The organism is Pelomonas cellulosilytica, assembly GCF_021353265.1.
Taxonomy (GTDB): Bacteria; Pseudomonadota; Gammaproteobacteria; order Burkholderiales; family Burkholderiaceae_C; genus Pelomonas; species Pelomonas cellulosilytica.
Genome location: NZ_JAJTWU010000004.1, coordinates 118,043 through 130,723 on the forward strand (window position 1 = coordinate 118,043; position 12,681 = coordinate 130,723).

At 63.9% G+C, this 12,681-nt stretch carries 10 protein-coding genes, 1 other RNA gene and 1 pseudogene; 3 read left to right on the forward strand and 9 right to left on the reverse strand.

Features of this window, described 5'->3' with window-relative positions:
- Positions 1-52: 52 nt before the first annotated feature.
- Positions 53-442, reverse strand: coding sequence for a hypothetical protein (locus tag LXT13_RS11600; protein ID WP_233372090.1), 390 nt, complete (start codon positions 440-442; stop codon positions 53-55).
- 58 nt (positions 443-500) lie between these two features.
- Here LXT13_RS11600 and LXT13_RS11605 point away from each other — a divergent pair.
- A pseudogene (locus LXT13_RS11605) lies at positions 501-704 on the forward strand (IS30 family transposase); the annotation flags it as partial.
- Here LXT13_RS11605 and LXT13_RS11610 read toward each other — a convergent pair.
- The 5 genes from LXT13_RS11610 to LXT13_RS11630 all read right to left on the reverse strand — a co-directional run bounded on the left by LXT13_RS11610 (position 698) and on the right by LXT13_RS11630 (position 9,029).
- Positions 698-3,901: a CusA/CzcA family heavy metal efflux RND transporter gene (locus LXT13_RS11610; protein WP_233372091.1), complete on the reverse strand. Its 3,204-nt coding sequence runs from the start codon at positions 3,899-3,901 to the stop codon at positions 698-700. The pseudogene LXT13_RS11605 and the gene LXT13_RS11610 sit on opposite strands and share 7 nt — an antisense overlap.
- A 13-nt stretch (positions 3,902-3,914) precedes the next feature.
- The gene (locus LXT13_RS11615; protein WP_233372092.1) at positions 3,915-5,147 is read right to left on the reverse strand and encodes an efflux RND transporter periplasmic adaptor subunit; all 1,233 of its coding nucleotides are present in this window, start codon (positions 5,145-5,147) and stop codon (positions 3,915-3,917) included.
- Between the two features lie 15 nt (positions 5,148-5,162).
- Entirely contained in the window at positions 5,163-6,392 is a 1,230-nt protein-coding gene (locus tag LXT13_RS11620; protein ID WP_233372093.1) for a TolC family protein, read from the reverse strand.
- Positions 6,393-6,461: 69 nt separating this feature from the next.
- Positions 6,462-6,848, reverse strand: coding sequence for a cation efflux protein, CzcI family (gene czcI, locus LXT13_RS11625; protein ID WP_233372094.1), 387 nt, complete (start codon positions 6,846-6,848; stop codon positions 6,462-6,464).
- Between the two features lie 93 nt (positions 6,849-6,941).
- Positions 6,942-9,029 (reverse strand): heavy metal translocating P-type ATPase, encoded by a 2,088-nt coding sequence (locus LXT13_RS11630; RefSeq protein ID WP_233372095.1) that lies wholly within the window; start codon positions 9,027-9,029, stop codon positions 6,942-6,944.
- Positions 9,030-9,131: 102 nt separating this feature from the next.
- Between LXT13_RS11630 and LXT13_RS11635 the strand changes: the two genes are divergently transcribed.
- A complete protein-coding gene (locus LXT13_RS11635) occupies positions 9,132-9,287 on the forward strand; it encodes a hypothetical protein (protein WP_233372096.1) in 156 nt (51 codons plus the stop codon).
- Between the two features lie 63 nt (positions 9,288-9,350).
- The gene (cadR, locus tag LXT13_RS11640; protein WP_233372097.1) at positions 9,351-9,803 is read left to right on the forward strand and encodes a Cd(II)/Pb(II)-responsive transcriptional regulator; all 453 of its coding nucleotides are present in this window, start codon (positions 9,351-9,353) and stop codon (positions 9,801-9,803) included.
- Positions 9,804-10,864: 1,061 nt separating this feature from the next.
- On the opposite strand, the gene ssrA is transcribed toward cadR, so the two are convergent.
- The 3 genes from ssrA to ubiG form a co-directional block, all read right to left on the reverse strand.
- Positions 10,865-11,237: a transfer-messenger RNA gene (gene ssrA / locus LXT13_RS11650) on the reverse strand.
- Positions 11,238-11,250: 13 nt separating this feature from the next.
- The gene (gene gph / locus LXT13_RS11655) at positions 11,251-11,928 is read right to left on the reverse strand and encodes a phosphoglycolate phosphatase (RefSeq protein ID WP_233372098.1); all 678 of its coding nucleotides are present in this window, start codon (positions 11,926-11,928) and stop codon (positions 11,251-11,253) included.
- A complete protein-coding gene (gene ubiG, locus LXT13_RS11660; RefSeq protein ID WP_233372099.1) occupies positions 11,925-12,629 on the reverse strand; it encodes a bifunctional 2-polyprenyl-6-hydroxyphenol methylase/3-demethylubiquinol 3-O-methyltransferase UbiG in 705 nt (234 codons plus the stop codon). Before ubiG ends, gph begins: the two co-directional genes overlap by 4 nt.
- Positions 12,630-12,681: the final 52 nt, after the last annotated feature.

Below are 12,681 nucleotides of genomic sequence, written 5' to 3' on the forward strand. Positions count from 1 at the left end.
GCTGCTGGCCTGCGGACATGCCGCGGCAGCACCGGTCAGTCGACGGAGCTGGTCAGACTCGGAGTCTTAGTGTGGATAGGAAAAGTGGGTCCGGAGGCGGCTGCGCCTCGCTGGTCGCCTCGGCCGGGACGGTCCTGGCCGAGGCGGCATCAAGCACCAGCGGCAGTTCCAGCACCTGAACCACCATGGGCAGCGATACGGTCGGAACCTTTACGGCTTCGAACGATTGGGCTGCACTGGAGGAGTGCTCTGCACACAGCCCCGGCTGGTCTTGGTCCATGCCCTGACAGGGCGCACCGGCCGCCATCATTTCCGCCATCGCAGCCGGGTCTGCCAGTTGCGGGCAGACGTAGCTCGCCAGCGCCAGCTGTGAGAACAGCAGCGACAGCACCACGAAGAACACGGTGGTCAGGCGGTGGAGGCGTTGGCGAACCATGAGCATGGCCAGTCTAGCGCCGAGACCTTAGACGCCCAGAGTAATGTGCCGCGCAACTGACCAACCGCAACGAACAACGGCCTGCGAGAACACCAACGGACTGCTGCGCCAGTACATGCCCAAGGGGACGGACCTGTCGGTGTTCAGCCAAGAAGAGCTCGACGCCATCGCTGACCAGCTCAACAACCGTCCTCGCGCCACTCACGACTGGCGTTCGCCGCTGCGGGTGGCCGCCCAATCCCAAATCACAACCTCAACGATTCATTGAACCAGCGGGTGTTGCACTTCGGATTTGAGACCGCCCTCAAGGAAGTCTCCGAGGGGTGGAGCGCCGACCTCTTCGTCGTCCCTGCGATGCGCCCACCGGTACAGCAACGGCAAGACAAGCAGCGTCAACGCTGAAGACGACAAGATGCCGCCGATGACCACGGTGGCCAACGGACGTTGGACTTCGGCCCCGGTGCCCGTCGCGAGGGCCATGGGAACGAAACCAAGTGAAGCGACCAGAGCCGTCATCAACACCGGCCGCAGGCGCGTCAACGCACCTTCCCAGATGGCTTCGTCGAGGCTTTTGCCTTCCTCGCGGAGGCTGCGGATGAAAGACAGCATCACGAGGCCGTTGAGCACGGCAACGCCGGAAAGGGCGATGAAGCCGACCGCCGCGGAAATCGACAACGGGATGCCCCGTACCCACAACGCCAGCACGCCGCCGGTCAAAGCAAACGGGATGCCGGAGAAGACCAACAGGCCGTCCTTAACGTTGCCGAACATGGTGAAGAGCAACATGAACACCATCGCGAGGGCCAGCGGAACAACCACCTGCAGACGCTGTGATGCGGATTGCAGCTGCTCGAAGGTGCCCCCCCACGCAGTCCAGTAGCCCGTCGGCACCTTCACGCTAGCAATGGAAGCCTGCGCGTCGGCCACAAACGAGCCAAGGTCTCGACCGGTCACGTTGGCGCTGACGACCACTCGGCGCTTACCGTTCTCACGGGACACCTGGTTCGGGCCCGGGGCGACTTCCAACGAAGCCACTTCGCCGAGCGGGATGTAGGCAGCACGGCCCTCGCCAGCCGCCTTCGGCAGCGGAATGGGCAAGCGCTTAAGCGCCTCGACGTCTTGGCGCACGTCCTCCGGCAGGCGCACGAGGATGTCGAAGCGGCGGTCACCCTGGAAGAAGGTACCTGCCTCGCGGCCACCCACCGCTGTAGCCACGGCCTCCTGCACGTCCGTCATGTTCAGACCGTATCGCGTCGCCTTGGCGCGGTCGATGTTGACCGAGAGCATCGGCAGCCCAGTGGTCTGTTCGACCTTGACCTCCGTAGCGCCCGGGACCTTTTGCAGCGTCGCGGCAATCTTGTTTGCCGTGTCGTTGAGCAGGTCGTTGTCGTCACCAAAAATCTTCACCGCAACGTCCGACCGTACACCGCTGATGAGTTCGTTGAATCGCAGTTGGATAGGCTGCGAGAACTCGTAGTTGTTGCCCGGCACCTTTGCGGCTTCATCACGAATCGCCGCCAGCAGCTGGTCGCGCGTCTTGCGCGGCTCGGGCCACTGGTCCATCGGCTTGAGCATGATGTAGCCGTCACTGATGTTGGGCGGCATCGGGTCTGCCGCAATCTCGGCCGTGCCGGTGCGAGCAAAGATGCGCTCAATCTCGGGGAACTTTGCCTTCAGGGTGGATTCGAGTTGCTTTTGCATCTCCACCGATTGCGTCAGGCTGGTCCCAGGGATGCGCAGCGCCTGAATGGCAAAGTCGCCCTCGTTGAGGTTGGGGACGAACTCGCTACCCAGCTTGGTGGCCACTACCAGAGACAGGGCGACCAGCATCGTTGCGAAGGTCATCACGACAGGCGCATTGACCAACGTCGCTTTGAGCGCAAGCTCGTAGCGGCGTTTGGCCCACTCCATCAGGCGGTTTTCTTTCTCGGTCACACGTTCACCGATGAACAGCGCCACTGCAGCGGGGACGAAAGTCACCGACAGCACCATCGCGCCCAGCAGCGCGAGCAGCACGGTGTAGGCCATCGGATGGAACATCTTGCCCTCCACCCCGGTCAAGGCAAGGATAGGCACGTAGACCACCATGATGATGAGCTGCCCGAAGAGCAGTGGACGACGGGCTTCCTTGGCCGCCGCGAAGACCTCATGGAATCGCTCGCTGCGGGTCAGCGCCCTGCCCTTGCTGGCCTGCACGTGCGCCAGCCGGCGCACCGCGTTCTCGATGATGACAACAGCGCCGTCGACGATGATGCCGAAGTCCAGAGCACCGAGACTCATCAGGTTGGCGCTGATGCCATAGCGGACCATGCCCGTGAAAGTGAAGAGCATCGACAGCGGGATGACCATCGCCGTGACGAGCGCCGCGCGGAAGTTGCCCAGGAAGGCAAACAGCACCGCGATGACCAGCGCCGCACCTTCGACCAGGTTCTTCTGTACCGTCTTGATGGCCTTGTCGACGAGCGTGGTGCGGTCGTAGACCGTGACGGCCTTGACGCCGGCCGGCAACGTCCTGTTGATGGCCTCCATCTGCCTGTCGACAGCCCCCGAGACGGTGCGGCTGTTTTCGCCCATCAGCATGAAGACCGTGCCGAGCACGACTTCCTGGCCGTTCTCGGTGGCCGCACCGGTGCGCAGCTCTCGACCCAGCTCAACGGCCGCGACATCCCGGATGCGGATGGGCTGACCCTGTGCCGTGCCGACGATGATTTCGCCAATGTCCTCAGTGGACTTGACCTGGCCGGGCGCGCGCACCAGATATTGTTCGCCTCGCCGCTCAATGTAGCCGGCGCCGAGGTTGGAGTTGTTCTTTTCCAGGGCGTTGACGACGTCGGGGAGGCTCAGGCCGAAGGCGCCAAGGCGCTCGAGGTTGGGGGCGACGACGTATTGTTTGGCAAAACCACCGATGGAGTTGATCTCGGTGACGCCGGGCACATTCCGCAGTTGCGGCTTGATGACCCAGTCTTGGATTTCTCGCAGGTCCGTCGGCGTGTAGGCCGTGCCGTCGGGCTTCTTTGCGTTCTTCTCGGCCTCAACCGTCCACAGATAGATTTCTCCCAGACCGGTGGATATGGGGCCCATGCTCGGCGTCACACCAGCGGGTAGGCGCTCCCGGGCTTCCTGCAGGCGTTGGTTGACAAGCTGCCGCGCGAAGTAGATGTCGGTCCCGTCCTTGAAGATGACCGTGACCTGGGACAGGCCGTATCGCGACAGCGAGCGCGTCTGCTCCAGGCCGGGCAAGCCAGCCATGACGGTCTCTATGGGATAGGTGACGCGCTGCTCGATCTCGAGCGGCGAGTAGCCCGGGGCCTGGCTGTTGACGACAACCTGGACGTTGGAGATGTCGACGACGGCGTCGATGGGCAGTTTGGTGTAGCTGTAGGCCCCCAGGACCGCCATGGCAAGCACGGCCAGCATGACCAGCCAGCGCTGCTCGATGCAGAAGCGGATGATGCGTTCAAACATGCTTCGCCCCCTCTCAGTGCTCGTGCCCGGCGCTGGCTTTGCCCAGCTCGGACTTGAGGATGAAGGTGTTCTTGGATGCAACCTGATCACCAGACTTCAGGCCGCTCAGGATTTCGACGACGTGGCCATCAGAGCGCCCCACCTTGATGGGCGTTGCCTCGAAGCCGCCGGACACGGCCTTGAAGGCCATGGTCTGGTTCTCGATGGTCTGCACAGCATCAGCTGGCACGGTCAGTGGCACATCCTGGTTCTCGCCGAACACCGACACGGTGACGAAGAGACCTGGACGCCAGGCACCGTCAGGATTGGTCAGCGTCACGCGCGCACGTGCAGTCCGGGTCTGCTCGCCCAATAGGGCGCCAACGTAGGAGATCGTGCCTTCCACCTTGCTTTCAAACGCGGTCGACGAGACCGAGACACGCTGACCCACGCGAACGGTGGCCAGGTCCTTGGGCGCGACGTTGAACTCCGCCCAGACCGACCGGAGGTCAGAGACGGTGAAGATGCTGGCGTCTTCCTTGACCGCCTCGCCTAGCGCCAGGTGCTTTTCGACCACCGTGCCGTCGAACGGTGCGCGCAGCTCGAAGCGGTTGAGGTTCGCGGATGAACCTGTTGCGCCGACGGCCGCGAGCTTCTGGGTCGCGTTGCGGACCGCGATGTCGGCTTCTCGCAGGGCAGACTGGGCCTGCAGGTAGTCCTGCTCCGCAGAAATCTTCTCCTGCCAGAGCTTCTTCTCGCGCTCGTAGGTGACGCGGGCCGCGTCGCGGCGCTCCTTGGCGGTCAGCAGCTCGCTGCGTTGCTCGGACAGCGAGTTGCTGGCGATGACGGCCAGCACCTCGCCCTTGCGCACCGACTGGCCGAGATTGGCAACGACCTGCTCGGCCACACCGGCCAGGCGGGGCACAACGTGGGCGGTGCGGTCCTCGTTGAAGCGGATTTCGCCGGTGAACTCGGCGGCGGCCTGGAGCTTTGCCGGGCCTGCGGCTTGCACGGCGATGCCCGCCTTCTTGACCTGGTCCTCGGTCAACTTGACCGAGCGCTCTTCACGCTCCTCATGCGCCTCCTTGGCAGCTGGGGCGGACTTCTTGTCGTCGTCGCCTTCCTTGTGTGCGTGACCGGCTTCTTCGCCCTGTTCGGCTTCTTCGCCCGTCTTGTGCCGTTCGGTGAGCAGCAGTCCGCCGCCGGCCAGCAGGCCGGTGAGGACGATGATCGCCATTGCGACGCGCTGTTTCTTTGTGATTGCCATGTTGGTGTTCCGTTCTCAGCGACCGAGCAGGCGGTCGATGGCCGCGGCGGCCTGGTATGCGTTGGAGAGCGTGCTCAGGTAGCGCGCTCGGGCTTGCAGCAGGGAGCGCTGCGCGTCGATGACGTCAAGGAAGCCGAACTTGCCGGCCTCGAAGCCCTTGCTTGCCGACTCGTAGGCCTGCTGTGCAGCGGGTAGCACCGTTGACTGCAGCGCCTGCAGCGATGTGCGAGCAACGGATAGCTGCGCTGCTGCCGTCTGCAGGTCGGCAAGGACGCGCAGGCGAGCGGCCTGGAACTCGTCCTCGGCCTTGTCGGCGCGTTTGCTGGCCTCGTAGACCGCGCCCTGGTTGCGGTCAAAGAGCGGCAACGGGATAGACAGGCCGACGATGGCCTGCGTGCGTCCCAGTTCGTTGTCGCGCTTCGCGCCAACGCTCAGCGTCACGTCCGGCGTCACCTTGCTGCGCTCGACATCCACCAGCGCCTTGCGGCGCTCCACCTCCGTACGGGCGGCTAGCAGCGTCGGAGCTTCCTCGAGTCGCCCCATCAACTCTGGCAGAGGTGCGCGTTCGGGAATGACGTTGATGTCGCCTGCAACACGCACGAACCGTGGTACCGGGTCGCCCCAGAGGTTGGCCAGTGCATGGCGGGCCGTCGTCAGCTCCGCTTGCGCTTCAGCGAGCTCAAGCTGCGTGTTGGCTTGGTCGATCTGGGCGCGGGTGGCGTCCACCGGCGAGACCTTGCCGGCCGCTACACGCTTGGATACGGCCTGTACGCCACTCGTGGCGAGGTCTGCCGAGTTGGTGGCCAGCTTCGAGCGCTCCTGTGCTGCGAGCACTGCGAAGTACGCCGCGATGGCCGATGAACGAACCTGGGCCTTCGCGTTGGCCAGTTCGACCTGGGCGAGGTCACGGGAGCGCTGAGCCGCATTCACGCGGGCGGTGCGCTTGCCGCCCAGCTCCAACGGAATGTTCAGCGTCGTCGTGGTCGTCCGTGTCGCGCTACGGGTGTCCTCAACGCTTGCAGCGAGTTCCGGGTTGCGGAACGCGCCGGCCTGCCGGACGGAGCCATCCTGGGCCTCAAGCTCTCGCTGCGCCGCCGACACCACGAAGCTTCGCGATGTCGCCAGCTCGAGCGCCTGTTCAAGGGTGAGGGTGTCTGCCGCCGTGTTTGTCGCCAGTTGGGCGCGGACGGTGAATGGGCTGAGCAATGCTGCCGCCAGCCCGAGCGGCCAAAGAATTCTTCTCATCGAATCTCATAGGTTGAAACCAGGGATTCGGCGAGACGGGTGTGGTTGGAAGTCCTCCTGTCTCGCCGGCTAGGCGAGACGGCGCCACTGAGGGCGGTCTGGCGCTCGAGCGAGCGCAGATTCGTGGGCACCTGAGGTGCGAGGGACCAAGTCAGACGAGAGGCCAGGAGCCGAGACGCCTTCTGCGGCGACGCAAGCGATGGCCGAACTGCTCATGTGGCAGGCGGCGCAGTCGTTGTCCACAACCGCTTTCTTCACAGTGGACTTCTTCGCCGATACGTCGTGCGAGGACCCCTTGTGCTCGTGCTGATGGTGACCGAAGTGCTTGGAGGCCTCGGTGGTGGTTTCATGCTCGCAATACGCAGCCGCAGAGCCCCATGCCACCTGAAGCGGCAGCAGCAAAGACAGCATCACCAGGAACGTGACGGTCAGGCGGTGGAAGCTGCGGAGGAGCATGGAAGAAGAAGTCTAACCGTTGAGTTCATGTCACCGTGACATGACGCTCGCAGCCAGGCGCCGGCGCGGACATAGGCACACCGGTCCGGTTGTTCATGTGCGCGACTTCTCCACGCCACCGAGCAGGCGTAGACCGTTGAAGACAACCAGGAGGCTCGCACCCATGTCGGCGAAGACGGCCATCCACATCGTGGCACTGCCGAAAACGGCGAGCACGAAGAAGATGGCCTTGATGCCAAGCGCAAGGATGATGTTCTGCCAAAGGACTGCGTAGGTGCGCTTGGAAAGACGAATGGTCTCGGGCACCTTGCGCAGGTCGTCATTCATGACCAGCACGTCGGCCGCTTCTTTGGCGGTGTCGGTGCCGGCGCCGCCCATCGAGAAGCCCACGGCAGCCGCCGCCAGGCTGGGCGAGTCGTTGACGCCATCCCCGACCATGCCCGTCTGATGGGTCTGGCCCAGCTCGGAAATCACTTTGAGCTTGTCCTCGGGCAGCAGGTTGGCCCGGACGTCGTCGATGCCTACCTGGCCAGCGATTGCCTTCGCGGTCGACGGGTTATCGCCGGTCAGCATGATGGACCGCACGCCGAGAGCATTCAGGTCGGCGACGGCCTGCTTGCTGGTCTCCTTGACGGTGTCGGCGACCGCGAACAGCGCGAGGACGCGCTCTTCGTCTGCCAGCAGCGACAACGTGCGTCCCAGTGCCTCGTGCTCTTCAAGCCGCACCTCCAGCTCGGCGGAGCACAGCCCACGCTCGTGAATCCAACGGTGGTTGCCGAGGATGTACTTGTGGCCATCGACGGCACCATGAACGCCACGGCCAATGTCGGCGCCGAAGTCATCGACGGGCAGCGCCTCCCCTTCCAGGCCGGTGGCAACGGCCTTGGATACCGGATGGTCGGAGCGTGATGCCAGGCTCTTGGCAATGCGCAGCGCGTCGGCCTCAGGCAAACCTTGCAAGAGGACGGAGTTAGCGACCAAACGCGGCTTGCCCTCGGTCAACGTGCCGGTTTTGTCCAGCGCTACCACCTTGAGCTTGCGGGCCTCTTCCAGATATACGCCGCCCTTGATGAGGATGCCGTGGCGAGCCGCCGCTGCCAGACCGCTGACGACCGTCACCGGTGTCGAAATGACGAGGGCGCAGGGACAGGCGATGACGAGGAGGACCAGGGCCTTGTAGACCGCCGTCATCCACGGCCAGCCCATAAGGAACGGCGTCCCGAGGGCCACGGCAAGCGCGAGCACGAAGATGGCCGGCGTGTAGATGGCCGCGAACTTGTCGACGAAGCGCTGCGTGGGCGCACGTTGGCCTTGAGCCTCCTCGACGGCGTGGATGATGCGTGCCAGCACCGTGTCGGCCGCAGGCTTGGTGACCTCGAACTCGAGCGAGCCGCTCTGGTTGATGGTTCCAGCGAAGACGTTGTCGCCAGGGGATTTGTCGACCGGGATGCTCTCGCCAGTCACAGGAGATTGGTCAACGGCGCCCTGCCCTGCGGTCACGCGCCCATCGAGGGCAAACCGCTCCCCAGGCTTCACGCGAGCAGTCGCGCCCACGGCGACAGACTTGGCATCAACGCTTGACCATGCGCCATCAGGCAGGCGCACTTCCACCTGCGGTGGCGACAGCGCTAGCAGGCCGGTGATGGCGTTGCGGGCGCGTTCGACCGACCGTGCTTCGATGAGCTCGGCCAGGGAATACAGCGCCATGACCATCGCGGCTTCGGGCCACTGCCCGATGAAGAAGGCACCGGCGACGGCAACTGACATCAGCGCGTTGATGTTCAGCCGACCGCGGAAAAGCGAGCTCAGTCCCTTCTTGAATACGCTCAGGCCGGAAAGCGCAATGGCGACCGCGGCGACGGGCATGCCAACCGCCTTCCAAACCGTAGTCTCCGGGGCCAGGAAGTGAATGAGTTCGGCGGCAATGGCGACGAGCAGCGCTGCTACCAGCCGGGTCAGCTCGACGCGCTGGGCTTTGGCGGTGTCCTCCGCAGGAGGCGGTGCCGACAGCGTTTCGGTCTTGAAGCCGAGGCTGTTGATGGCAGCTATGACCGGTTCCCAGCTTGAGAGCGGGGTGTCGACGCTCAGGGCGCGTACGGGAAGGTCGAACCGCAGCCCGCGCACCTCAGGGAGGTGCTCAAGGGCACGGCGAATCTGTCCCTCTTCGGTCGGACAGTCCATCGCAGGGATACGCAGCAGCAGCCCGCCCCTCGCCGAGGTCGTGGGGGCGTGCCGCTCCGTGCCACAGGTAGAACCGCAACACGACGCCTCGTGCCCGTGTGCATGACCGTGACTCTGGTCGTGGTCGTGGTCGTGGTCGTGGCCAGGGTGGTCATGCTCCTCGCCATGCGTGTGTCCATGATCATGGCTATGGTCGGCGTAGTCGTGGTGGCAGTGGCTGCTCATTTTGGCGATTTCGATCGGGGCAAGGATATTTGACAACCTGTAGTTACTACAGAGTCAAGTCCCTATACTTTCACGGTAACGAGCCTTGGAGCGATCGTGAGAATCGGGGACCTATCCACCGCGTCAGCCACTCCCATCGAGACCATCCGCTTCTACGAGAAGGAAGGTCTGCTCCCCGCTCCGGGTAGGACGCAGGGGAACTTCAGGGTCTACGAGGCGCCGCACCTGGAACGGCTGCAGTTCATTCGGTATTGCCGAGGCCTGGACATGTCGCTCGACGAGGTTCGGGTGCTGCTCCGCTTCAAGGACGCACCGACCGAAGACTGCGGCGACGTCAATTCCCTGCTGGACGAACACATCGGGCACGTGTCCAAGCGCATCAAGGAGCTGCGTGTGCTGGAAAGGGAGCTTAAGCAGCTGAGGCAGCGTTGCGGCACCGACCGGCCTGCAGACCAGTGCGGCATCCTCGTCGGGCTGGAGGAAGCGTCGCAGGAGCCAGCTGCGCCCCTGAAGGAACACAGGCACTTGCGTTCGGTGCATGGCCACTGAGTTGGGATGCGCTGGGAATGCAAAGCGAGTCGGCCTTCGAGTCGCTGCTGCTGTTGTTCCGCTAACGGGGTGGCCGTCCAGCATCCGACCGAGCTGACCCACTTCTAGGGCGATAAGCTCAAGAGCGCTGTACCGCACTTGGCCTTCGGTGGGTGGTGGTCGGACGGGCGCTATCGAACGAAGGCATTTGCAGCCATCTCTCGCGGCCTTGCTGAAGTGCGCTACGGCTTTCGGAAAGCCTGCAGCTGCGTTGGTTGACGTGAGAGATGTCCTAGCGGCATCGCGCTGAGCCGCGGCTTGGCAAGTCGAGGGGCCAATATGATATTCACCGAACTATTCATTGGGCTATTCGCGGAGACTCAAGATGGCAATCCGGCACCCCGATGTGGCGCACGAAATTGAGCATGCGCTACGTAGGGGCCGAATGTCAGCTGCCCGACTTGTTGCCGCGCTTGGAATCAGCCAGCCAACTTTTCGTTTGAGTCCCACGGTCACCTCGTTCCGGGTCAGTAACGAACGCACTCCTCAGTACGCACTGCTGCGCCAACTGCCTCTCGGCCCGGCACGACGTGTATCTCGAGTCCCGCCAGCGCAATCCGGCGCGCTGGTCAGGCAACACACGCGACTGGTCGCATATTGAGGTGGTCATGCTCAGCCCAGAGCGCGACTCTGTCGTCGCTGCGACCCGGCCCAGCAAGGATAGTCAGCCATTGGCTGCATAGCCGAGGCGACAAGTTGCTTGACGCGCGCCGCCCCGCCAGTCGGATCGACGAGCTGCTGCCCAATCGCTGGTCACCGAGCTCGAGACCGTTCGCCGTTGGACGGCGACTCCCATCCCCGGTGTCAGGGGCTGGGTCAAACACGCTGCCTCTTGACCGTCAAGGTGTGTCGCCACGCGCTTACGTCAGGTTGAGTTTGCCGGCACTTACCCCCGGAAGTTGCCCCGTCAGATGTAGGAAGGCGGCGCATTTGCCCCGACCCTGGCGGACAAAGAAAAAGGCCTAAGTCGTTGATTGACCTAGGCCTTTTTGACTTCAGCGCACCTTCGCTGAACTCTTAGATGGTGGAGCCGGCGGGAATTGAACCCGCGTCCGCAAGCCATCACCGGGCAGTTCTACATGTTTAGCCAGCTGATTTGAATCTCACGGTCAACTCGCGCAGTGGCACGCTAGCTTTCCCGCCAGTCACTAAATCTCGCGCCGCACCGAGTGACCCGATACGACGCCAGCCGATGTGAGTGACTTCTCAGCCTTGCCCCTTGCGGAACTCAGCCCGGCCCATCGGCCTGCCGTTGAGAAGCTCATCCGCAATTAAGCGGCGAGTGCGAACGTAGAGTCGTTTGCAGTTACTTTGTTTCCAGTGGTTTTACGAGCGAACTGGTGCTCGACATGCCCTACTCCAGATCCGCACCCACGTCGAAACCAGGTCGGCCCCAGAACGTCGTAGTTTAGGCCACCTTGAGCGCTTTCAAGAGATCGCGAGGCGCAAGCAGTTCAATATCTGCACGCCAGCTGCTAGGCTCGGCGTGCGGGCCGAGGTAGCCCCAGCGTGCCACCGCCGTCGCCATGCCGGCGGCCCTCCCTGCCGTGATGTCGCGCGCGTCGTCACCGACATAGAGACACGTCGATGGCTGGACGTTCAGGCGACGCGCCGCTTCCAGAAGCGGCTCGGGATGCGGCTTGGTAAAGCCGGTCGTGTCTCCACCCACGATGGCCGCTGCGCTCAAGCCCAACGCAGCGGCAAGCGGTAGTGCGAAGCGCTCGGCCTTGTTGGTGACGATTCCCCAGCGCAGGCCTGCAGCGTCCAGGGCGGCCAGCTCCTCGGCGACACCATCGAACAGATGGGTGTTGTCATGCATGACCCGCTCGTATCGCTCAAGGAACTCTTGCCTGAGGTTGTCGTATGCCGCATCGCCCGGCGCGACGCCGAACGCTTGGCCGAGCATGCCGCGAGCGCCCGATCCGCCGTGGGGCCGGTATTGCTCCACCGGCAATGCCGCCAAGCCGCGGTCCAGGCGCATGGCATTTGCGGCTCGCCCGAGGTCCGGCGCGCTGTCGATCAGCGTGCCGTCCAGATCGAAAAGCACGACTTCCAGATGCGCCCACCGGGCAGCCGGCGGTGTCATAGCGGCCGCCGGCAAGCCACCAGGTAATTGACGTCGGTGTCGCTGCCCAGGCTATAGCGTTGGGTGATCGGGTTGTAGGTGAGGCCGCGGCTGGCCTGGGCTTCCAGTCCGGCATCACGGCAGAACTGCGCCAGCTCGGATGGCCTGATGAACCGGGCGTACTCGTGCGTGCCCTTGGGAAGCATGCTCAGCACGTATTCGGCACCGACGATGGCCAGCATGAACGATTTGGCATTGCGGTTCAGCGTCGACAGGAAGACCCAGCCGCCCGGCTTCACCAGCTCGGCGCAGGCGCGCACGACAGACGCGGGGTCCGGCACGTGCTCGAGCATCTCCATGCAGGTAACGACGTCGAAGCCCGAAGGCTGCTCAGCCGCGAGCGCCTCGACGGCCACCTCGCGGTACTCGACGCCTTCCGTGCCTGCCTCCATTGCGTGCAGCTCGGCGACGCGCAGCGGCTTGGTCGACAGGTCTATGCCCAGCACCTGGGCGCCGGCCCGGGCCATCGCGTCGCTCAGGATGCCGCCGCCGCACCCCACGTCGACAACTCTTCTGCCGGCAAGTGGGCACAGCTGCTGGATCCATCCCAGCCGCAAGGGATTGATCTGGTGCAGCGGCTTGAAGTCGCTTTCAGGATCCCACCAGCGGTGGGCCAGCTCGCCGAACTTGGCGAGCTCCTGCGGATCGGCATTGATCGTCATGACGGTATCTGGAAAATCGGCATAGGGAAGCTCAATCTTAGGAGGTGCCCCT

Bases quoted from the DNA above. Each gene is read 5' to 3' on its own strand.
- gph (WP_233372098.1), bottom strand. From the start codon at position 11,928: ATGACACCGCCGGCTGCCCGGTGGGCGCATCTGGAAGTCGTGCTTTTC.
- LXT13_RS11630 (WP_233372095.1), bottom strand. From the start codon at position 9,029: ATGGACTGTCCGACCGAAGAGGGACAGATTCGCCGTGCCCTTGAGCAC.
- LXT13_RS11610 (WP_233372091.1), bottom strand. From the start codon at position 3,901: ATGTTTGAACGCATCATCCGCTTCTGCATCGAGCAGCGCTGGCTGGTC.
- czcI (WP_233372094.1), bottom strand. From the start codon at position 6,848: ATGCTCCTCCGCAGCTTCCACCGCCTGACCGTCACGTTCCTGGTGATG.
- LXT13_RS11615 (WP_233372092.1), bottom strand. From the start codon at position 5,147: ATGGCAATCACAAAGAAACAGCGCGTCGCAATGGCGATCATCGTCCTC.
- LXT13_RS11600 (WP_233372090.1), bottom strand. From the start codon at position 442: ATGCTCATGGTTCGCCAACGCCTCCACCGCCTGACCACCGTGTTCTTC.
- ubiG (WP_233372099.1), bottom strand. From the start codon at position 12,629: ATGACGATCAATGCCGATCCGCAGGAGCTCGCCAAGTTCGGCGAGCTG.
- LXT13_RS11635 (WP_233372096.1), top strand. From the start codon at position 9,132: ATGACCGTGACTCTGGTCGTGGTCGTGGTCGTGGTCGTGGCCAGGGTG.
- LXT13_RS11620 (WP_233372093.1), bottom strand. From the start codon at position 6,392: ATGAGAAGAATTCTTTGGCCGCTCGGGCTGGCGGCAGCATTGCTCAGC.